This is a genomic window from Sphingobacterium sp. UBA1498 (assembly GCF_002325125.1).
Taxonomy (GTDB): domain Bacteria; phylum Bacteroidota; class Bacteroidia; order Sphingobacteriales; family Sphingobacteriaceae; genus Sphingobacterium.
This window is the reverse complement of record NZ_DCRG01000005.1, coordinates 66,791-88,757: the sequence shown is the minus strand read 5'-3', so window position 1 is coordinate 88,757 and position 21,967 is coordinate 66,791. Positions and strand designations below refer to the sequence as shown.

At 44.6% G+C, this 21,967-nt stretch carries 20 protein-coding genes; 15 read left to right on the top strand and 5 right to left on the bottom strand.

Going from position 1 to position 21,967, the window contains the following annotated elements; all coding sequences use genetic code 11:
* The first annotated feature begins 15 nt into the window (after positions 1-15).
* The 8 genes from B3139_RS05295 (at position 16) to B3139_RS05260 (ending at position 5,988) form a co-directional block, all read left to right on the top strand.
* Entirely contained in the window at positions 16-1,182 is a 1,167-nt protein-coding gene (locus B3139_RS05295) for an AGE family epimerase/isomerase (protein WP_293880517.1), read from the top strand.
* A complete protein-coding gene (locus tag B3139_RS05290) occupies positions 1,179-2,312 on the top strand; it encodes a glycoside hydrolase family 26 protein (protein WP_293880515.1) in 1,134 nt (377 codons plus the stop codon). The genes B3139_RS05295 and B3139_RS05290 overlap by 4 nt, the downstream gene beginning before the upstream one ends.
* 251 nt (positions 2,313-2,563) lie before the next feature.
* The gene (locus B3139_RS05285; RefSeq protein ID WP_293880513.1) at positions 2,564-3,208 is read left to right on the top strand and encodes a DUF6266 family protein; all 645 of its coding nucleotides are present in this window, start codon (positions 2,564-2,566) and stop codon (positions 3,206-3,208) included.
* Positions 3,209-3,257: 49 nt separating this feature from the next.
* Complete coding sequence (locus B3139_RS05280; RefSeq protein ID WP_293880511.1) at positions 3,258-3,791, top strand: DUF6266 family protein; 534 nt, start codon at positions 3,258-3,260, stop codon at positions 3,789-3,791.
* Positions 3,788-4,192 (top strand): DUF5675 family protein, encoded by a 405-nt coding sequence (locus B3139_RS05275; RefSeq protein WP_293880509.1) that lies wholly within the window; start codon positions 3,788-3,790, stop codon positions 4,190-4,192. Before B3139_RS05280 ends, B3139_RS05275 begins: the two co-directional genes overlap by 4 nt.
* Before the next feature lie 280 nt (positions 4,193-4,472).
* Entirely contained in the window at positions 4,473-4,739 is a 267-nt protein-coding gene (locus B3139_RS05270; protein WP_293880507.1) for a hypothetical protein, read from the top strand.
* On the top strand, positions 4,726-4,899 hold the full coding sequence (locus tag B3139_RS05265; RefSeq protein ID WP_293880505.1) for a hypothetical protein: 174 nt from the start codon (positions 4,726-4,728) through the stop codon (positions 4,897-4,899). The genes B3139_RS05270 and B3139_RS05265 overlap by 14 nt, the downstream gene beginning before the upstream one ends.
* A gap of 222 nt (positions 4,900-5,121) precedes the next feature.
* Positions 5,122-5,988, top strand: coding sequence for a hypothetical protein (locus tag B3139_RS05260; protein WP_293880503.1), 867 nt, complete (start codon positions 5,122-5,124; stop codon positions 5,986-5,988).
* 90 nt (positions 5,989-6,078) lie between these two features.
* Here B3139_RS05260 and B3139_RS05255 read toward each other — a convergent pair whose 3' ends face one another.
* From B3139_RS05255 to B3139_RS05235, 5 genes are all read right to left on the bottom strand, one after another.
* Complete coding sequence (locus tag B3139_RS05255; RefSeq protein ID WP_293880501.1) at positions 6,079-6,597, bottom strand: hypothetical protein; 519 nt, start codon at positions 6,595-6,597, stop codon at positions 6,079-6,081.
* Positions 6,598-6,634: 37 nt separating this feature from the next.
* A complete protein-coding gene (locus B3139_RS05250; protein ID WP_293880499.1) occupies positions 6,635-7,735 on the bottom strand; it encodes a S41 family peptidase in 1,101 nt (366 codons plus the stop codon).
* 50 nt (positions 7,736-7,785) lie between these two features.
* Positions 7,786-10,143 carry an ABC transporter permease gene (locus tag B3139_RS05245; protein ID WP_293880497.1) on the bottom strand — a complete coding sequence of 786 codons (2,358 nt, stop codon included), beginning with the start codon at positions 10,141-10,143 and terminating at the stop codon, positions 7,786-7,788.
* A 282-nt stretch (positions 10,144-10,425) separates the two neighbouring features.
* Entirely contained in the window at positions 10,426-10,950 is a 525-nt protein-coding gene (locus tag B3139_RS05240) for a hypothetical protein (protein WP_293880495.1), read from the bottom strand.
* Between the two features lie 11 nt (positions 10,951-10,961).
* Positions 10,962-12,119: a zinc-dependent alcohol dehydrogenase gene (locus B3139_RS05235; RefSeq protein ID WP_293880493.1), complete on the bottom strand. Its 1,158-nt coding sequence runs from the start codon at positions 12,117-12,119 to the stop codon at positions 10,962-10,964.
* Between the two features lie 331 nt (positions 12,120-12,450).
* Here B3139_RS05235 and B3139_RS05230 point away from each other — a divergent pair, with 331 nt between their 5' ends.
* The 7 genes from B3139_RS05230 to tssD (B3139_RS05200) all read left to right on the top strand — a co-directional run bounded on the left by B3139_RS05230 (position 12,451) and on the right by tssD (B3139_RS05200) (position 21,919).
* Positions 12,451-12,978 carry an RNA polymerase sigma-70 factor gene (locus B3139_RS05230; protein WP_293880491.1) on the top strand — a complete coding sequence of 176 codons (528 nt, stop codon included), beginning with the start codon at positions 12,451-12,453 and terminating at the stop codon, positions 12,976-12,978.
* A gap of 44 nt (positions 12,979-13,022) precedes the next feature.
* Positions 13,023-14,075: a FecR family protein gene (locus B3139_RS05225; RefSeq protein WP_293880489.1), complete on the top strand. Its 1,053-nt coding sequence runs from the start codon at positions 13,023-13,025 to the stop codon at positions 14,073-14,075.
* A 39-nt stretch (positions 14,076-14,114) separates the two neighbouring features.
* Positions 14,115-17,360 (top strand): TonB-dependent receptor, encoded by a 3,246-nt coding sequence (locus tag B3139_RS05220; RefSeq protein WP_293880487.1) that lies wholly within the window; start codon positions 14,115-14,117, stop codon positions 17,358-17,360.
* A gap of 26 nt (positions 17,361-17,386) precedes the next feature.
* A complete protein-coding gene (locus B3139_RS05215; protein ID WP_293880485.1) occupies positions 17,387-18,751 on the top strand; it encodes a RagB/SusD family nutrient uptake outer membrane protein in 1,365 nt (454 codons plus the stop codon).
* Positions 18,744-20,663, top strand: a complete 1,920-nt coding sequence (locus B3139_RS05210) for a TlpA disulfide reductase family protein (protein ID WP_293880483.1) — start codon at positions 18,744-18,746, stop codon at positions 20,661-20,663. The genes B3139_RS05215 and B3139_RS05210 overlap by 8 nt, the downstream gene beginning before the upstream one ends.
* A 382-nt stretch (positions 20,664-21,045) precedes the next feature.
* The gene (gene tssD, locus B3139_RS05205) at positions 21,046-21,441 is read left to right on the top strand and encodes a type VI secretion system tube protein TssD (protein WP_120257239.1); all 396 of its coding nucleotides are present in this window, start codon (positions 21,046-21,048) and stop codon (positions 21,439-21,441) included.
* Between the two features lie 82 nt (positions 21,442-21,523).
* On the top strand, positions 21,524-21,919 hold the full coding sequence (tssD, locus tag B3139_RS05200) for a type VI secretion system tube protein TssD (RefSeq protein WP_209579760.1): 396 nt from the start codon (positions 21,524-21,526) through the stop codon (positions 21,917-21,919).
* Positions 21,920-21,967: the final 48 nt, after the last annotated feature.

Sequence of the window (21,967 nt, the reverse complement as noted above, 5' to 3'; positions counted from 1 at the left end):
GAAAAGTTCGAAACAATGAGAGGTTTTAAAGAAGAAATTGAAAATAATATCCTTCCCTATTGGATGGACAAAATGGTGGACTCGGAGAATGGTGGCTTTTTTGGCCGCATTGACGGGAACAATGTATTGCATAGGTATGCCAACAAAGGAGTGGTGATGCATGCGAGAATCCTGTGGACATTTTCCGCTGCTTACCGTGTTCTACGGCGCGATGCCTACCGGCAGATTGCAGAAAGAGCGTACTGCTATCTTAGGGACTACTTTCTGGATAAACAGTATGGTGGCGTGTATTGGGAACTTGATTTCCGAGGGCATCCAGTGAACCGTAAAAAACAAACTTACGCCCAGGGATTTGCACTCTATGCGTTTTCCGAATATTACCGTGCAACGGGCTATCCGGAGGCACTGGACTATGCAAAAAAACAATTTTATCAGATCGAACGCTGCAAAGATGATGAATTAGGCGGGTACAGGGAAGCTTTTACTGAAGACTGGCAACCCATTGCCGATATGCGTCTCAGCGCGAAAGATGAAAACGAAGCAAAGACCATGAATACGCACCTGCATATTTTGGAACCTTATACCAACCTACTCCGTGTATGGATGGATGAAGACCTGATGAAGGCACAGGCTGATTTGATAACCTTATTCCTGGAAAGGATATATAGCGAAGCTACGGGACATCTCCAGCTCTTTTTTGATGAAACATGGCAGGTAAAAGGCGAAGCGCAATCATTTGGACACGATATTGAAGCGGTTTGGCTATTGTTGGAAGCAGCCAAGGTTCTCGGTGATCCGGATCTGCTGGAGAAAGTGAAAGCTGTGGTTATCCATATCGGTCGTGCGGCAGTGGAGGGTATTTTGCCAGATAATAGCTTAGCTTATGAAAGAAATAACGGACATTGGGACCGTGAGCGCCACTGGTGGGTACAGGCGGAAGCTGTAGTCGGTTTTTCATATTTAGGACGGCTATTGGATGACTTGTCCTACACCGAAAAAGCGAAAAATATATGGTCCTATATCAAGTCAAATTTAATCGATAAGGAGAGGGGCGAATGGTATTGGAGTAGGCTTGAAAATGCAAAGGTAAATGATAAAGAAGATAAAGCTGGGTTCTGGAAGTGCCCTTACCACAATGGGCGCATGTGTTTGGAAATGATCGAAAATTTTAGAATGATATGATGAAAAGAAAAGTTACTTTCTACTTGATCCTGTTCGCAATGCTCTTCAATAATCTTTTGGCGCAATCCAATGGACCTATTGATCGTATGGCCACAAGTGAAACCGTAGCGTTGTACAACTACTTAAAAGCAGTTCAATCAAAAGGAAAAGTCCTTCTGGGCCAACAGGATGCACTTTGTTATGGCCGATATTGGAGGGGAGACTCCAACCGGAGTGATATAAAAGAAATAACAGGCAGTCACCCAGCACTGCTGGGGCTCGATTTTCAACAACTCACACATGAGGATAAGGGCTATCGGGAAAGTGAAACCAAAAGGCTTGTAAAGGTGGTGAAGGATATGTATCGAAGAGGAGGGATTATTACCTTTTCATGGCACATGTCAAATCCTGTAAACGGTGGATCCTACGAATGGAAAAGTAATCCGCAGCTTGCCGTGAGCCAAATTTTGCCAGGGGGCACTTCGAATGCTGTTTATCAATCTTATCTTGATCGGATAGCTGATTTCTTGGCGCAGTGTAAGGGGCCGAATGGAGAAGCTATTCCGATTATTTTCAGACCTTTTCATGAGTTTGATGGCGATTGGTTTTGGTGGGGAAAGGGGCATGCTACTAAGGAAGAATTTGTTCAGTTATGGCGCTATACCGTTCACTATCTGCGAGAAGAGCTGGGCGTTCACCAATTGCTCTATGCGTTTTCCCCCGACTGTAAGTTTTACACCCGGGCGGAATATCTTACCCAATTTCCAGGTGATGAATATGTGGATATTCTAGGCATGGACAATTATTGGGATTTTCGACCTGATGGTGCCAATGATCCAGCAGCAGCCGGAATGAAGATGGAAATTGTTTCGGCTTTAGCAGTGGAAAAAGGTAAGATTGCGGCATTGACCGAAACGGGTCTCGAACGGATTACCGATCCAAACTGGTTTACTACGATTTTGCAACCCATCTTAACGAAATGGCCAATGGCATACTGTATGCTCTGGCGGAATGCAGACGATATTGCGACCCATTATTATGTACCTACCAAAGATCATCCGGCAGCAGGAGATTTCAACAAATTTTGTCAATCAGAACATATCCTTCTTCTAAACAACAGCAGAACATTTTACCATGCAGTACTAAAATGACATAGACTATCCTGCTTACCCGCACCATGCGCTTCATTTTGATTGCCGGATTCCTCCGGCACAATACATTTCTAGTGTGCAGCCAGTTGTGCAGCCGATTGTGCAGCCAGTCTATGATCAGTCAAAAATACGAAGCCTATCGGTCAGTGTTCGGTCATTCATTTTTATGGTATTTGTTATTGATTTAAAGTGTTTTATGTTTGTTATGTCAATCAGAAATACCGGTATGAAAAAAGGGTTGACGATAACACATGGGAACTATTGTACATGGAGCAAATGGAGGCTTTAAGGGTAAAGCCGGCTCAGTAATCGGAAGTAGCTGGAAGAGTATCAACTACATTAAAGGGCTTTACAAAAAAAGAACGAAGCCCGCATCGGAAGCACAGATGATGCAGCAGGAAAAATTCAAAACGCTGATGCGTTTCCTACTGCCCATCAACTTCTTTTTAAAAATTGGCTTCGGCCTTAAAAACACAGAAAAATTGACACCGATCAATGCGGCATTTCAATTTAATCTGAACAGGGCCATTACGGGCGTTTATCCAAACTATGCGCTCGACTATGGCAACATCAGCATTGCAGACGGGGGCCTGTACGGTGGTGGAACGGTAGCAGTTGCCTACGATTCGGGCGAATTGACCTACAGCTGGTCCACGGGCGGTAGCGACGTTTTCGAAACCTTTGGTGACGATCTCGTCTATGTGCTCGCTTACCACCCCGAAAAGGATGAGTTTATCTCTTCCACCAAGCCAAGTACGCGGGAGACGGGGGTGGTATCCTTTATGGTGCCTGACCATCTCACGACTGGTTCGGTACACACCTGGTTATTTTTGTCCAACCGTTCAAAAACGAAGGTGTCTAAAAGCGTATATCTAGGCGAGCTACAGTTGATCTAATGTTAACGGGCTGAGTCGATCTGGCTCAGCCTTTTTATCTCTTTTTATTATGGTAAAAAAAGCGCCGACTCCTGCGCAGCTGCGCGTTCGGGAAACATTTAAAATTGCGTGTGCCTTTTTGGCTCCGCTCAATGGATTGATCAAAAAAGGCTTTGCTGAACAGGCCAAGCGAAAAAGGTCGCTTCCATTCGGGCAGGCCTTGAGTCACACGTTGCGTATCGCAATCAGGCATGAGGCCGAAGGGCCTGTGGTAGACCCAGCACTGGTTCTTTTGAGCGACGGTTCCATTGCACCAGCAAATATGCCTATACTAACACGCGAAAAAGATCGCATAATAGTCACGTATACAGTTCCTAGCGATAACCTATATCCATTGGACGATCAGATTATCCTTTGTGCTTATCAGGTTGAAAAGGGATATGCTTTTATAAACGAAAAGGTCTGGAGACGATACGATGGGCAGGTCATCTTGCTCCTCCCTGCAGGCTTCGAAGCCGACAGTTTTCACGTTTACTTGCTGTTCTGCGACAGAAAAGGTAAAAAGTATTCACGGTCACGTTATCTAGGGTACTCCACGAAATGAAAAACAAACATGTCCTGCTGCTCCAACGGAAATATGGCGCACAGGGAACCAACGGTACCATCACCTATCAGGGCGAGGTGATCTGCCATACGATTGAGCTGCCCGACCGAAATAACATTCCACGGATCAGTTGCATCCCCATAGGCCAGTACAAACTCGAAAAGCGGCGCTACCCCAAGCATGGGGAACAGATTGGCATTCCAATCGTGCTCGGACGGGAAGCTATTCTGATCCATGCCGCTAACAATGCATGGAAAGAATTGCAGGGCTGCATCGCGCCTGTGACGACTTTAACTGGTGAAGGCCGAGGAGATTATAGTGGAAAAGCTTTAGCAAAGCTTAAAGCGTTGGTGTATAGCCTGTGGGATCAAGGTGATGAAGTGTATTTGAATATTCGGTAGAAATTTGGAGGACATGAATTTGCGCTGCATTCTTTCTTTTGTGTCATCTTTTTAGTTCTCTGGCTATATGAATCAAACTCGCTGTGCTCAGACAGTGATTCATATGTACGCCAGATCCCGTCAGATCTTGACAGTCAGAACGCTATATTTTCTATTCCTTTACCTGCTGATTTATCGAAGTTGGTATTGGTGGATTGGTAGTTGTAATGCCATGCTTTCAATTCTTTGTCCTCCTATAGTGCTCGAATAAATAAGGGAATGATTTTAAAAAGCTGTAAGTATGAAAAAAATCTTAAACAAAATAGGACTGGTGCTGCAGGTGGTTCTTGCGGCGCCTGTTAAATTGCCTGCAAAGGCTGGAAATATATTGAAATATATTGCGTTAGGTCTGGGTATTGTGAAGACCGTCATGGAGGAGGATAAGGATGCGGATGACGGACGGAATAAATCGAGTGGCACATTTCAGGGCGCTCCAAGGCCCCCGGCTGACGAATCGAAACACGCCATGTTACCCAAAGAAAGGAGTGGAGCGGATGAGGTGGAATGATATGCGCATCTCAGCACTCGGTGGAACGATCTGTTCCATCTGGGCCAGTATTTCGCTGGGCGACGTGCTGCAGACGGCATTGACGGCTGCGGTAGGCACACTGGTCAGTTTTGTGACGAGCCGATTGATCGGCCGATGGACTGACAGGCAGCGAAAATAAAAAGCTCTATTTTGGAAGACTAAAGCGCATTCGAAAGGTGCGCTTTAGCTACAAATAGCAAACCTGGGTAAACGTGTTTATGCCTTGCAAAGTGTCTTTGAACGATATACAGTGGGTAATTAAAGGAAATAGAAAATTGTTGTGCTTTTTATTTAATTAATTAAATATTTTGTATATTTGCGTGTTTACAACCACATAATTTATCTCTTTAACTCGTTTACAATGTTCAACTATTTAAGTTTACTTGCTTTTTCCCTTCTGCTCATGGCCAGCTGTTCTGATAAATACAACGAATTGGATACGGACGAAGAAATTCCCAAAGAATCGTTAACAATGATGCCACTGCGCCTCGAAACGGATGTTAAAACAGCCAATATATTTAATATGGTGGTCTTTACCATGAAAGACAGCACCATTGATGAGCTAAAAGAATGGATTGGCCTTCCGGTTAAGTATAGTGAACTTGATTCTCTTTTTTGGGAAGTAGAGGGAAGTCCCAGTCGAGTCAATCTTTTAGCGAAGGGCACAGGTTCGCTTTCTTTGAAATCAGCATGGGGACACTACTTTTATTTGCCCGGTACCTATAAAACTTATCTGTCAGGTTATAAAGACAACAAGAGGGTTGTAAAGGATTCTACCTATATCAAGATAAATGCGAATGCAGATTTCTTGAATGTGGACTGGAACAGAATAGACAATATCAATCAAAATACAGGCTATACAACCAATGGTACACTAGGCTATCAATTTCGCATTCTGAATAGAAAATCAGGAAATACGGTTTATTCAGGACTGACAGTTGCTTTTGATTCGATCGATTATAGACAAAACATAATTAATCTGGGAAAGAAAGAAAGGGATGCGCTGTCTGCATATATGACAAAATTATATGGAAATGCGAATTTTGAAGGCGATAAAGAGCTGTTGAATGAACAGTTTAAGCAACTTTTTAAGGCCGATGTGGCAAAAGATGAGGTGCTCAAAATCTGGAAAACCCCCAAGTCAAATATTGCATTATTGCACCTTAAAAACGATGAAGATGAGGCTTTTAGCTATTGGGTGCATGCCGAGCCCGCAGCACAGAAATAGCAATTTGATGAAGTTTAGGGCCCTGTAACCATCGCAGGTACAGTGTTTCATACGACCTGCTAGGGTTACACAGGGCTTGCTTAAAAGGCTTTAAAAATACTGAAATGGGTATAGCGTATAAAGACCGGGTTGAATGGAATTGATTCGCTCTTCAAAATCCGTCTGAGCACTTTCCTCGATTTCATCATCGTTTTGGTTTAGGAGCTCTTCGAGATCGCGATACAAAAGAGCCATTTGAAGGAAGTTGAAAAAAGATATTTTCAGATCTTGAAAATATATAGTGCTCGAATATTCACCGCCATCATGATTGTAAAATAGAATATTTCCTTCTTCCTTATGGATAAACCATTCGTCTCCCTGTCCTGTTCTCCCGATTTTCCACAGCGCTGCGGCAATATCTGAATTGATTTCTGATAAATAACGATTTTCTTTTAGGGCTTCTTCGTAACCAAAAATTTCAAGATCAGCTGTGAGCCCGATTCCTTCATAGTGAGCTAAAAAGTCAAGATAGATGGCATCTGAAATTGCTAACTTATCCAGTCGCATAAGCGACCTTTCTTTCCGTTCCAAGCTATCAAAAATTTCGTTTTCTGTGCGTAACTTAAACATGTCGAATACACATTATTTTTTTAAATTGCTCATCCGTTTAAAATTTGCCATTAAGATGATCGCTCACAAAATTTATCCATTCGTTGGCATCGATGGTCTTATCAATAAATACGTCGGGCTGTAATCCAATGTCGTCTACAGGGAATTCTGGAATACGGAAACTTTTAGATAAGCCATAGTACAGTTCAATATCCCCACAGGGTGATGTCACAATATTGACATTAGAGATATCGAGCATTCCTTTGGTTGTTCGACCATACAATTTTACCTTTTTACTTTGCATGGCGGACAATAAAAACTGCTCCGTTGTGCTCCCGTTATTTTCATTGATGAGGATCCCGATGTTTTTGGGATAAGGGTAGGCCGTATCCTGCTTGGTGATGTTAACTTTTTTATCGAACAAATCAATATACTCGCCTTTATGTGCCGCCAACTTCTCGTAGTATTTTTTGAATGTCTGCTTCGATTCTTCATCAAAATCTGGGTTTTGGCTCAGCTCCAGCATACGTTGATTGTTTAAGTCGGTCGAATAAAACAAGGCACCTACTGTTCTTATTGGTTGCGTGTACAGCAACGGAATCAAGCTGCTATAGCTCGCATCGCTTCCCCCTGGATTATTTCTAACGTCAATAATAAAATTTTCTGTCGATAAGATGATCTTCCGGTTGGCTAATATCACGCTGTCGATCGCATCCTTTTCGGTTATTTCAAAATCTGGAACCCGAATGTAAGCAGTGCTTTCATTGATTTTTTCGAAAAATGGCTTTTTGGCGTTCAATGGATTTTGGACCTTTTCAATAGGCTGCTCGCTTTGTTTTTTAGCCTGATTATTAACTTCCGTTGTTTTTCCAACATAATTTACGCCAATATGTCCATTACGAAAGAAACGGACCCACTGATTGAGCAGTCGGGCACATTCCTGATTGTTGGACAATTTTTTAACTTTTTCAAGATACAGGGCATTGTGTATAGCATAGGCATCCAGTCCCTTTTTGCTAATGATGTATTGAAAGCCAGCATCATTCTCTTCAAACGTTTTTTTTACCCACAAAAAATTGGATTCACAATTGCAGTTTTGAGCAAAGTTCAAAATCGGCAAACTTAAGAGTATCCATAAAAATAGCACGCTTCTTTTCATTGTTTTAGCAGAAATATTAATAATTGTTCGTCACACAAATATAAATGATTTTACTCGTCTCTCAAACTGACAACCGGATTGATGAGGGCTGCTTTGATCGCGTGATAACTGATGGTGAGCAATGCTATTAGCAGCGCGCCCATTCCTGCAGTAACAAATATGTCCCAGGTGATAGCAATGCGATACGTGTATTCGCTGAGGAGGTGATCGGCAATATAATAGGCGATCGGAAAGGCTACCAAGCAGGACAGAACAACCAGCAGTACAAAATCCTGCGACAGCATCCGCATGATCTTAAAAATTGAAGCCCCCAGTACTTTATGGATGCCGATCTCTTTCGTTCTGTTCTCTGCCATGTAAGCTGTCAGCCCATATAAACCGAGACAGGAAATAAAAATGGTCAACAGTGCGAAAAGGCTGGAAAGTGTGCCCAACTGTTGAAAGTCTTTGAATTTTTCTGCATAATTGCGGTCTACAAAAGAGTATTCAAAGGGATAGTCGGGATTATAAGCTTTAAAGATCTTCTCCATAGCCGTAAGTGCCTCGGAAGTGCTTACATGATCGTTTAGGCGTATGTTGGTGACCTGAGTGCCTGAGAAAGCGCCCTGAATGACGAGTGGAGAAATGGCGCTGAAAGGCGATTCTTGAATAAAATCTTTCACGACGCCTACAATATGCCATTTTCTGCCATCAACAACCGTTTTGCCGATCGGATCGTCGAAATTAAATACTTTAGCCGCCGATTCGTTAATAATCATTGCCCCAGAGTCGGTTGGAAATTGAGTTAGGTCAAAATCCCTCCCTGCAACGAGTTCGAGCTCGGCGGTCTTGACCAAATTTTCATCGGCTCCCATTCGGGCAAAAATAGTGTTGTCGTCTTTGGGCTTACCATCCCATTCCATGTAGTTGAAACTCATCGTTTTCGTCAGTGGTGCGGATGTCCTTGAAACCTGCTTGGCAATACCGGATGACAGCAATTCATTTTTTATCAGTAAGCTATTTTTGCGGATGTCTCCTTGATCGATAATACTGACCAGGCTTTCCTTGTTATAGCCGATTGCTCTATTTTGAGCATATTTTATTTGGCGCTGAATTGATAACGTTGTGACGATCAGTATGATTGCAATACAGAATTGGGAAACAACAAGGATTTTGCGCGGGTTGAATGTCTGTTGAATATGGAGGTATTTACCTTTGAGTACTTTTGTTGGGAGGAAGGAAGACAAATAAAATGCGGGATAGCTTCCTGAAAGAATTCCGGAAACGAAAATAAAACCTGCAAAAGCGGCCCAGAAAAGAAGATCGTCAAAAGGAATAACGAGTTCTCTCGAAACCAATTCATTAAAATAGGGAAGTGTGATTAGCGTAATCAATAGCGATAATAGGCCCGAAATAAAGGAAATCACCATTGATTCTGTAAGGAACTGTCCGATCAGCAGTTTCTTACTTGCACCCACAACTTTTCGGACACCTACTTCCTTCGCCCTTTTTTCGCTCTGCGCCGTGCTCAGATTCATGAAATTAATGCTGGCAATAAGAAGGATCAAAAAGGCAATAGCAATGAAAGAGCGGACCATGATAATGCGTGGTGAAGTCGGCTTTCCTTGCGCTGTAAATTTGCTATACAGCCACTGGTCGCCAATGGGTTGAATAAAATTGGCAACTTTGGTGTCTGTGTGCTTTCTTAAATAATATTGTATAGTTTTTTGGAATTGATCGATATTGACGTTTTGATGTAACTTGATGTACGTCTGTATAGAATTATTTCCCCAATAATCATCCGAATAACCTATTTTTTCCATTAATGTCCAAGGCACCAGATAGGTGCTTCCTTTCATAAACGAATGATCTGGAATGTCTTCGATAATTGCAGACACCGTTGACACTTGCGTGCTGTCCAATCGGATCGTCTGATTGATAGGGTTTGAATGCCCAAATAATCGTTCCGCCAAAGATTTTGTCAAGACAATCTGATTGGGGTTTTTTAATGCCTCCTGTGGATTGCCCGCAATCACTTTATAATCAAATATGTTTAGGAAGGTACTATCTACGAAGACACCGGGTTCTTTTGCAAGCTTTATATCCTGACAGGTTAATAAAAATCCGGTCCCCTTATCCACGCGTGTAATGGTATGTATTGCTGGAAAGTCAGTTTTTAAAGCCCGAGCCATCGGTTTAGGGGTATAAAAATGCTCCACGGCTTCATCTTCCCACACATCGTTCATCCCGACAGCATAGATCTGATCGTTGTCGGTATAAAATCGGTCAAAGCTAAATTCGCTCTTTACCCATAGCATGATCAGCAGGGCAGCTGTCATTCCTGAAGCTAGTCCGATACTATTTATTGCGGTAAAACCACTATTCTTTGAAAGATGGCGAAAGGCAATTTTGAGATAATTTGAAAGCATAATAACGTGTTGTGCATTTATGCTAACCAATTTATTTGCCAATAATAGAAAATGCTGTAAATGAGGTGTTCATATTGGTTTTGAATAGAGGGCTTGTTCGGACGCGAACGGTATTTGTTCGAAAACGGACAGTTCGAATACAAATCTCAGGGCGGTACGAGCAGTAGGGTAGCTAGGAGATTGCACAATTATTGATTAAAAAGCTAAATGGATGTGAAAAGTGTATTCGTTAAACTTTAAAAACGCCGAATAAACGGTGAGGGGTTTATTCGGCGCATCATATTACTTTTTTTCCCTTTTCGAACAAAGCTGAAAAGCTACTAATCCAATCAATAGCCCAGCGACAACAGTTTTCCCTATGAAAGCTTTTTTATTATACTTCCATTCGGCACCTAGTCCAAGTTCTTTGGCGATATTGGGAAGATGGCCTTTCGCGATGTCTTCAACAACACCTTCCAGCATATCGACACGGTCTGCCAGTACCAGCGGGAGCCAGCGGCCGTAGCTGGATTCGCTATATTTAAAGGCAATCCGTCGAATGGCGCCACTCAGTCCTTTGGGCGGATTGCCCGTTCCGTAAACTGCTGTTAGGTTGGGGCGTTCAACAGAATGCAGTATCTCAACCGTTTCTTCCTGCAATGGGGGGCGCTGCCACGAATAGCCCTGATGTTCTTGGTTGTTTCGTTTTTTGATGGGATAGGTGGGGTCGTTTTTGGGGTCAAAATCGATTCCCCAGCCCTTGATATGCCCATATTCCGATTGTCTATCGTTGATAAAATCTTCGGGTGTAGTTTGATCTGTTATCATAGTAAAATATCTTAAATCGAAGCCGATGGTGGAATTAACACAGTTTTGATACAATGATCCAATTTGGAAGAGAAGAGGTGATATGCATCACCGACTTCTTCGAGCGGAACCCGATGTGTAATCAGCTCTTTGGGATTGATAACGCCATCCTTTACATGTTGGATCAATTTGGGCAGCAGCCGCTTCACCGAAGCTTGATTAGCCCGTATGGTGATTCCTTTATTTAACACATTACCAATAGGCACCAAACTATTTGTAGGGCCATAGACGCCTACAATAGACACAATACCCCCTTTTTTTACGCTATTAATCGCCCAATGTAATGCCGTGGTCGATCCACCCTGTAACATTAAGTATCGTCCCAAAAGACTATTCATGGTGTTACCTGCCGCCTCACAGCCTACCGCATCGATGCACACATCAGCGCCGAGTGAATCGGTGACCGTTTTGATAAAAACGACGGGATCGCCGATGGAGCGGAAATTGACTGCCTCACACTGGGCGTAGCGTTCGGCAAATTCGAGCCGATAGTCGACATGGTCGATTATAATCACGCGGGCAGCCCCGAACAGCCAGGAGCACTTGGCAGCCATAATACCAATTGGACCGGCACCAAAGACCACCACCGTATCTCCGGGTTGAATTCCCGCCATTTCGGCCGCCTGATAACCTGTCGGTACAACATCGGTCAGCAAAACCGCATCGTCGGGATCCATCCAGTCGGGAATGACGACCGGACCAACATCTGCGTAGGGCACCCGAACATATTCGGCTTGCCCACCGGCATAACCACCCGCAGTATGGGAATAGCCAAAGATACCGCCTACCGCAGTCGCTTCAGGATTGGATTCATGGCAGTTACCATACAGCTCCTGCCGACAGAAGGCACATTTACCACAGGCAATATTGAAAGGCACCATCACCCGGTCGCCAACGTGTAAATTTTCTATTCCAGCGCCTACCTCAACCACTTCACCGATAAACTCGTGTCCAAAGGTAGAACCCACCCGGGTGTCTGGTACAAGACCATGGTAAAGATGCAAGTCAGACCCGCAGATACAGGAGCGCAATACCCGTACGATGGCATCCTGCGGATGGAGGATCTCTGGCATGGGGGCATTTTTATCGGCACGTACGCGATAGGGCCCCCGGTAATTCATTGCAAGCATAATATTCAATTAATTAATGATCGTAAAAACAGCGCCCGTCCAAAGACACTTACTAAGGGAAGGAATGTGGTGATCCATTCGTTTGCCTATTTTACCGATAGGGGACTTATACGTAGACAACGTATTTAGGACATCTCTGCCTATTAACAAGAGATGCTAACCCATTTAATGACCGATTGTATGGTTAAATGGTGGTGCAGCGGTCACCGCTCCAATAAAGCAATGTTGAAATTGCATTATTTTACAGGTTTTATTAGAAATCCATCATCAATTGACTTTGCTAAAAATAAAGCCTAATTTTGACTTATCAACTATAGCTAAACCATCGAGAATGAACGTAACGCATGTCAGACAATTGTTTACCCAACTTTATGAGGAAAATTGGGGCAAGCTGTATGTGCATGTTTTCCGCATGTTGGACGACCAAGACGAGGCCCGTGATATTGTGCAGGAAATTTTTACCAATCTCTGGGATCGCATGGAGCATCTGGAAATCGTGCACTCGTATCAGGCTTATCTTTATCGCTCTGCACGTAACCTGGTCATTAACCGCATTGCCAGCCAGGATGTGGGTCGGAAATATGAGACTTACCTCGAGCACGCAGCCCCAACATTTGAAGTGATGCCCGACGATCTGTTGCGGGAAAAAGAATTAGCGGAGCAAATTGATCAAGCGATTGAAAAGCTGCCCCGCAAAATGGCTTTGATCTTCAAAAAAAGTCGATTCGAGCAGCGGAGTTATCGGGAGATCGCCGCAGAACTTGAGATCTCTGAGCAGACAGTCAAAAAGCAGATTTACAATGCGTTGACGGTTTTGAGAAAAAAAATACGAACTATTTTCATTTTTTTCTACCACTAAACGCGCACTATCCTGTCTTCTAAACGGTAAACAGGATAGCACCTATGAAACAACGCATATCAAAACAATTACTGCAAAAGTACCAGCAGGGCACGTGCAGCACTGAAGAAAATGCACTTGTCGAAAGTTGGTACAATCAGCTCAGCCGGCAAAATAATGCAAAAGACATTCCCGAACTGGATCTGGCTGCCGAAGACCAGTTTTTCCAACAGCATATTTTTGGTCCCGAATGGCGGGCTAAACGCCATAAAAAAGCCTATTTAAAGGTTGCGGCCAGTATGGTGTTTTTCTTGATGGCCGGTGCGGCGATATACTTCTTTTCCCCACGGCAGCAAGCTCCGAAGCCATTGCCCTTTAGTATTGGTCAATTTCAGGCCGATCTTTTGATCGGAAATGAGGTGGTGAGCCTGAGTAAGGAAAAGCCGTTTAGCCCCGAGTGGCTCGATCGGCATAAGGATAGCAACGTGGCGCTTCAAACCAAAAGGGGACAGGAATTTAAAATGGAACTTCCGGATGGTACGCTGGTGTGGTTAAATGCCGACAGCAAGCTCAAAATTGAACCGGGGTATAATGAACATAAACGTTCGGTATTTCTGGAAGGTGAGGCTTATTTTAAGGTGGCCAAAAATAAAGCGAAACCTTTTATTGTGCACGTGGGGAACACCCGTATCGAAGCACTGGGGACAGCTTTCAACGTGAAGTTGTATCCAAAGGACAACGCACTTTTAACGACCCAGCTTGACGAAGGGAAAATACGGGTCAGCAATGCTGGCCTGGACGAGATTCTGCTGCCCGGACAGCGGATCCAGCTGAATGTGCTGAATGGAGCCTTCCAGCGGCTGGCGGAAAACAGCCAGCCCGATATAGCCAACTGGAAAGACGGGTACTTTGAATTTGACCAGACACCGTTGCCTGAGATTTTAGCGGATCTGGCGCGTTGGTACAATTTCACCTATAGCCTGTCGCCTGCCTATAAAAATAAAGTCCTTAGTGGAAAAATCAGCAAAAAAGAATCCTTTGAAGAAGTGCTGAAGATTTTACGCTTCGCCGGTATCAATTATACCATTGAGAAAAACGAACTCTTGCTTATTCCCTAACTAAAATCGTAACAAACGAATTTTCAATCTAAATACCTTATGAAAAAGTCCGTAAAAACCCTGCTATTGATGCTGATGCATGTGAATGGCTATGCTTTGACCCAGCAGGCAGACAAGTCAATTGACCATGTCCGATTTAAACAGCTCGTCAAATCCATCGAGCAACGCAGTGATTATCGCTTTGTGTATGATCCCAATGAGATCAATCCGGATCTACCAGTAGATGTCAATTTAAACAACGCCAATATTCCTGAACTCCTCAGGCAGGCGTTCTCAGCTAAAGGCATACGCTACCAAATTGTCAAAAATACCATTGTACTCCAGGGGAAGGAGGCTGCAAAGGCGGTCCAGATGACCATTTCCGGTCGGGTCAGCAATGGATCCGGTGCAGCGCTTGAAGGGGTTAGTGTACGCGTTAAAAATAAGGTAGCTAGTACGATGACCGATGCTAACGGTGGTTTTAGTTTAAATGGCCTGCAGCAGGATGATATACTACTTTTGAGTTATGTGGGCTACCGCAGCAAGGAAGTCACGGTTCTGGCTAAGGGTATCATCGACATCAGTCTCGAGGTAGATCCCGGTAACCTGGATGAGGTAGTGGTAATCGGTTACGGGACGTCTTCGATACGCAAAAATACGGGTTCGGTATCTAGCGTCACGAGCAGGGAGATCGAAACACAACCGGTACTAGACCCCTTGGCGGCCTTGCAGGGGCGCGTTGCCGGACTCAATATCGCCTCCAATTCGGGCTTGCCGGGCAGCTCCTTTCAGGTGCAGCTGCGTGGCGTCAACTCTTTGACTAATGGCAGCAGTCCGCTTTACATTATCGACGGAATCCCATTTTCGGACGAAAGCATGAACCAGTTTACCGCAGCCAATGGCAACCAAAGTCCGCTCAGCCTGATCAATCCAAGGGATATTGAACGCATCGATGTGCTGAAGGATGCAGATGCAACAGCCATTTATGGCTCCCGCGGTGGTAATGGAGTGATCCTGATCACAACGAAAAAGGGAAATAAGAGCGGTCTTAAAATAGACTTTAATGCCAATGTGGGCTCCGGTAAAGCCATTCGAAACCTGAAGATGCTCAATACCGAGCAATATTTGGAAATCCGGAAAGAAGGCTTTAAAAACGATAACTTGAAAGCGACAGCAGATAATGCACCGGATCTGCTCACTTGGGATCAGTCCGCCTACAGCGACTGGCAAAAGGAGTTTTATGGTGCATCTTCTCCTTTCTCGACCTATCAGCTGTCATTTTCCGGAGGTAACGAAAATACCCAATACCTGGCCAGTGCCAATTTCAATCGTCAGGGGGATCCCTTGCCGGGCAATAAGAATTATCAGCGCGGTGGTGCGCTGTTGAACTTGTCTACGCAGTCCAAAGATCAGCGATTTAAGCTCAACAGCAGTTTCAACCTTAACCTGGACCGTAATAATACCGTACCGACCGATATTGCGCAGTTTTATAACCTGGCGCCCAACTATCCTTTATATGATGAAAAGGGCGGCTATTATTGGTTCCAACAGAGTTTACAGAATCCCGCCGCCTATATGGAGCGCTCGAGTGTTTCGAAATCAAAATCCCTTTTGGCCAACTTTTCTGCCGAATATGCGATCTTACCCGAACTGGTCGCAAAAGTCAATGTGGGCTACAACCTCAAAAGCATGGACCAGACACGCCTGCTGCCCAATGCGGGATTTAATCCATTGACGAGCACGGGTTCAATGGCCTCTTACGGGAATTCGGATTATCAGTCCTATATCATTGAACCGCAATTAAACTACAGCAAAACCTTTGGTAAACATGATTTTAAACTACTTTTGGGGGGAACCTGGCAGCAAAGGGTCAGCGAAGGGAAATATTTCGATGGCAGCAGTTACCCGAGTGATTCGCAGCTAAACAATATCGGCGCTGCAGGTATCCTTGTGAACCGCAACAATCAGTATGCCGATTACCGTTACCAGTCTGCATTTGGCCGGATCAATTATGCCTATGCCGACAAATATCTGTTGAATTTCAGCTACCGAAGGGATGGCTCTTCCCGCTTTGGGCCCAACAATAAGTACGGTAATTTTGGGTCGATCGGGGCAGCCTGGGTGTTCAGCAGCGAAGAATTTCTCCAGGATCAGTCTATCTTGAGCTTCGGAAAGTTACGTGCCAGCTGGGGAGTGACGGGCAATGACCAGATCGGCGATTACCAGTACCTCGATACCTGGGGAACGGGCTTCGCCTACCAGGGCATCACGGGGCTTTATCCAACCCGGGTGTTTAATCCCAATTTTGGATGGGAAGAAATTAAAAAGAAAGAACTGGGTCTCGACTTGGGTTTCATCAGAGATCGTATATTCCTTACGGCCAATTATTACAACAATAGATCGGATAATCAGCTGATCAATATCGTGCTCGCACCGCAGACCGGCTATAATTCTTATTTTGGTAATACACCCGCACTGATTGAAAATAAGGGCTTTGAGTTAGAGCTGAGCAGCGTGAATATCCAGAAGGAAAAGTTCAGCTGGAAAACCAATTTCAATATCACTTTCCCTTCCAATACCCTGCTAAAATATCCCGGCTTGGAGAGCAGCAGCGATGCACGACGATACGTCATTGGCGAGTCTACGCGTATCGTCCGTGGATTTGAGTTTACAGGGGTCGATCCGCAAACCGGGGTCGCCCAATTCCGGGATGTGGATGGTGACGGGAAAATTACGGATTTCAACGATTATGTGACGCTGGGATCCCTGCTGCCAAGGTACTATGGTGGTATGGGCAATAATCTGACTTATGGCGATGTGAGCCTTGGATTTCTATTTCAATTTGTCAAGCAGGAAGGGCCGTCCATTGGTTATGGGCCTCAGGCAACAACCATTGGCGGATTGGGCAACCTGGATGAATATGTGTTAAACCGTTGGCAGCAGCCCGGAGATGTGACGGATGTACCACGCGCCACAGCCAACAGCGCCAACGAAGCCAATCTGGCTTACCGAAATTACTACCGCTATTCATCGGCAGTATGGGACGATGCGTCGTTCATCCGCTTAAAAAATGTATCGCTCAGTTACGATATCTCCAAATGGGCAAAGAAGATCAATATGAGCCGCGCTGTGGTACAGTTCAATGCACAGAACCTCTTTACCTGGACAAGCTTCAGAGGTATGGATCCCGAGATGCCTGGTTTTGACCGCGCTTATGTTTCGGATGTCAATCCCTTTGGTTCGGTACGGAACAGCGCCACGCCATCCATGCGCACGTATACATTTGCGGTTCAGCTCACTTTTTAATGATCATAAAACTAAAGACTTATCCTATGAACAAATATCTCATCTACAGCCTTTTTGCGACACCACTGCTTAACATCTCCTGCAATAAATTTCTGGCCGTGGACCCACCCAAGACGGAAGTGGCGGCAGCGTCGGCTTTCAGTGACGAAAAGACGGCCACAGCAACCGTGGGCGGACTCTATACCAGTATGAACAACTACAATAACCAGTTTGCCAGTGGACTGATGACCATTGCACTGTCCAGCCTGGCCGACGATTATAACTCAGCCTTTACAAGCTACGATGAATACAAATACAATAAACTAAGTCCGGCCACGTCTTATCTCGACCGACTTTGGTCGCAACCTTATAGCTATATCAATCACAGCAATAAGATTATAGAAGGTGTCGAAGCGTCGGCACTCAGCAGCTCCGTGAAAGCGCAGTTATCGGCAGAGGCCCGTTTTACGCGCGTGTTCAATTACTTTTACCTGAGCAACCTCTTCAATAAAGTGCCCCTCATCACCGATACGAAGGATCTGGAAGCCAACAACCGAAAAGGTCCGGCCTCCAGGGAAGAGCTCTATGCTTTCATGGTGGATGATCTACAGAAAGCTGCTGTTGATATTGCGGATGCCTATCAGGGCAATGAGCGTACCCGCCCTAATAGAAAAGCAGTTGACGCGCTATTGGCCAGGGTCTATCTGTATCATGGCGACTGGGCCAATGCCGAAGCGATGGCCGACCAAGTCATTGCTGATAATCGGTATGAACTGTCGCGGGACCTCAATACGGTTTTTTTGAAAACGAGCAAAGAAGCGATCTGGCAACTGCAGACGGTAAATCTTTCCACTGCCGGGGTCAACACCTGGGAAGGCTTCAGCATCGTTCCGGCAGTAGCTACAGCAAGGAGTTACTATCAGGTGTATGATGCCACGGTAGCGGCCTATGAGGAGAACGATTTACGTAAAGCGATGTGGTTAAAACCTTATGTGGTCAATAATAAGACGCTTTATATGCCGTATAAGTATAAGGTGCGCACAGGCGCACCTGTGACCGAATACAATACCGTGCTGCGCCTTGCCGAGCAGTATCTGATCCGTGCCGAAGCGCGGCTAAACCAGAATAAGTTGCCGGCGGCATTACAGGATATCAATCAAATCCGCGAGCGTGCAGGCCTTGCTGCATTGCCACAAACCCTGGACAAAGCGGGCATCGCCCTGGCACTTGAAAAAGAGCGTCAGCTGGAACTGCTCGGCGAATGGGGACACCGTTGGTTTGACCTGGTGCGAACAAACAGGGCCCTGCCTGTACTTTCGAAGGTCAAAACAGACTTTACTGAAAGCGATACCAAAATACCGATCGCCAGTGCTATTCTAATCACCAATGCTAACCTCCAACAGAATGATTAGACTATATAAACATGCTTTGTGGCTTATTTTACTGCAGGCAACCATCGTCGCGCAGGCACAGGTGACGGTTCTTCCGCAGCAAGCAGCAGCTGGAGATACGGTGACGATAAGCTTTGACCCCAGTCAATCTGCAGCAATTAAGAATGCCGGACCATTTTTCGTGGACTTCAACTATTCCAATTTTTATGAATTTCCGAGCCGTTTGCCGATGCAAAGGGAAAGCGGTAAGTGGCGGGTACGCTTTAAACTGCCGCCCTACGCCAACTTTTCCTGTTTTACCATCGCCGACAAAGAAAAGAAATTTGTACAGCGGCCAAGCGATAGCAGTCAATATGAGATCTATATTTACAAGGATGGTCGGTTGATTTCCGGTAATTACCTGGGTAAATCGTATAGCGTACCGGTCCAAGATAAGACGTCGGATCATATTCTTGCTACACAGGAATATTACCTCAATAAGGAGCTGAGCTTATATCCCGACAATTATGAGGCAAAGCTCCGCCTGATTGTGCTACATATGAAAAACGCTAGTGCCGACCAACAGGCGCAGCTGTTAAAAAAAGGCTTGGCAGTGGTGGAACAAAAATTTAGAAGCAATCCGCTCTTTGAAGGGAACCTCAACAAGGTGACCATGGGTTATCTGATACTCGGCCAAAATCAAAAAGTAGATTCGATCCGCCAGGTGGTGATCGACGAGTTTCCCAACAAGAAGATCGGCATAGCCTATCGGCTCAATAAATTGTTTCGCGAGCAGGATTCCACGGCAGTGGTTGCCAAGATCGGGCAGCTTCTTTCCCGCAAGACGGCCGAAAACGAGGCGGCTTATGGTAGCGCGTACGAGTATCTTTTTAGCTACTATGTACAGCATGCCGACAGCGTACAAGCCAAGAAATACCTGCCCCTGATCACCCGATGGGAACAAGATCCCTACAAATGGCGCGCTTACAACCAGTACGTACAACTGCTATTGGATCATAAGCTGATGCTCCAAGATGCCGCCAAACTCAATTTGTATCTACTCGACAGTGTTGCGGCCTATCCGGTAAGTTTAATACGCTATTTCCCCGAAACGGGCTATCTGGTGGCCCATGATCCGGCCAGGGCGGATAAGATTGCTGCCGTAAAAGCAGAAATTATGGCCAATCAGGGACTTATCCTTGCGCAGTTAAACCAGCCCGAAGCGGCCCGTGACTGGTTTACTAAAAGTATCCCTACACTCAAATCGGCGGCATTGCTCCGCGCAGTGGCCATGCAGTATCAGCAGTGGAATGATCCAAACAGTGCAATACCCGCATTGGAGGCAGCCTATCGTTATGCTCCTTTTGATGCGGCGACGCGTCAGCTTCTCGACAAAGCGATCATTAAAAACGGAACGGACAATGCTGCCGAACGGCAGGCTTATTTTAGCAAGCTTGACAAGCAATGGAAACAAGCATATTACAAGGAGTTTCAGAAAATCATCGGCAGTACGCCATTTCCAGAGGATATCAGCATTGTCGATATGGAAAAGAAACCGTTGCTCAAAACGGAACTGAAGGGCAAGATTGTCATCATTGATTTTTGGGCAACCTGGTGCAAGCCCTGCATCGCCTCATTTCCCTATTTGCATCAGGTATACAAAAAATATGCGGATGATCCGCAGGTGAAGTTCGTTGTCCTCAATTCGGGCAGTGGAAACAGCTGGGACGATGCGTACAAATGGGCAAAGGCCAATCCCGAATTTGACTTTACATTTTATTACAATCAGGATAAAAAGCTCAGTAGCAAGCTGGATATCACATCGATTCCGACAACATTGATCCTGGACAAAAAGGGGAACATCCGCTTTCGGAAAGTGGGATTTGAAGGTGAAAAGCTACTGCAGAGCTTGGATGCCATGATCGAATACCTCAAAGAATTGGAGGATAAATAGAATAAGCCAATCAACCGAATTATTAGGCTGTACGCAGAACTTTTCAATGCATTAAGACCACGCTGCACGGAATGTAGAAGCCGCCAGAAGGATAGCAACTTTTGGCGGTTTTTTTTTAGCGATCTATTTGGGTGTCAGTTTTCAAAGTACATTATCTACTGTGTATTGCTTTTGTTACACTTTGTTTGTTTTGTGTGTAAAAAATAATTTCAGTATTTATACGTTTTTTTTGCTTTTAAAACACTGTTGACGGGATTGTTTTGCGGTATTTAACAATTTATTAATTCGAAACTTTTTCAATTGGTATTTAGTTTGATGTAAATTAGAGACATACGGTCATGGAGAGACCGCAACATTTATTTTAAACTTAAAACCAAAAGTTATGGCTTTCAAAGCAAGACTTCAGTTTTCAGGCAACGAATATGACGTGCTGAATGCTGACTACTCCTTCACCCGCGACGTCGATTCAAAGGGACGTCCTTCATCTTCAGTTTATGGTGGTACAATCAATGTCGAAGTAGAATCTACAGAAGATACTTCCGTCATCGAAGCTATGGTCAACAACCAATACAAGCCTATTGCAGGTACATTGCTGATCAAAAAACCAGACGAAGATGCCAAAATGAAAGAAATCAGATTTGAAGATGGTTACATTATTCGCTACGAGGAAGGAATCAACATAGTAGGATCGCATGCAATGACCTACAAATTTGTGATTTCTGCGCGCTCCATCAGCATTGGTGAAGCGACAAGCGAACAAGACTGGCCAAAAGCGTAACCCTTACAAACATCCGTAGGTGTATTGATAAGGCAAGCTTAGGTAAGTAAAATTAAATTTTAAACCATTAAAAATTACGATTATGTCATTTAAAACAAGATTAACATTAGGAAGTAAAGAATACGATGTGATCCAGTGCAGGTTTTCCCTGCACCGTGATGTGGACTCTAAAGGACGTCCGTCATCGTCTGTATATGGCGGTACAATTACGGTTGAGGTCGAATCGACCGAAGATACCTCGGTCATTGAAGCGATGGTAAACAATCAGTATAAAACTGTAAACGGCAAGATCACGTTTAAAAAGAGTGAGGAAGATGCGACTATGAAAGAACTCAAATTTCAGGACGCCTATATCATCCAATACAACGAAGGAATTTCGGTCACCAACGATAAACCCATGACACTATCCCTGGTACTGTCATCGCGGGTGCTGGAAATGCAAAATGCATCACTGGAAAATGATTGGCCTAAAGCTTAAAAAGCTGCAATAGACCATGAAATTTGGAAAGACGGTCTATCGCAAGAA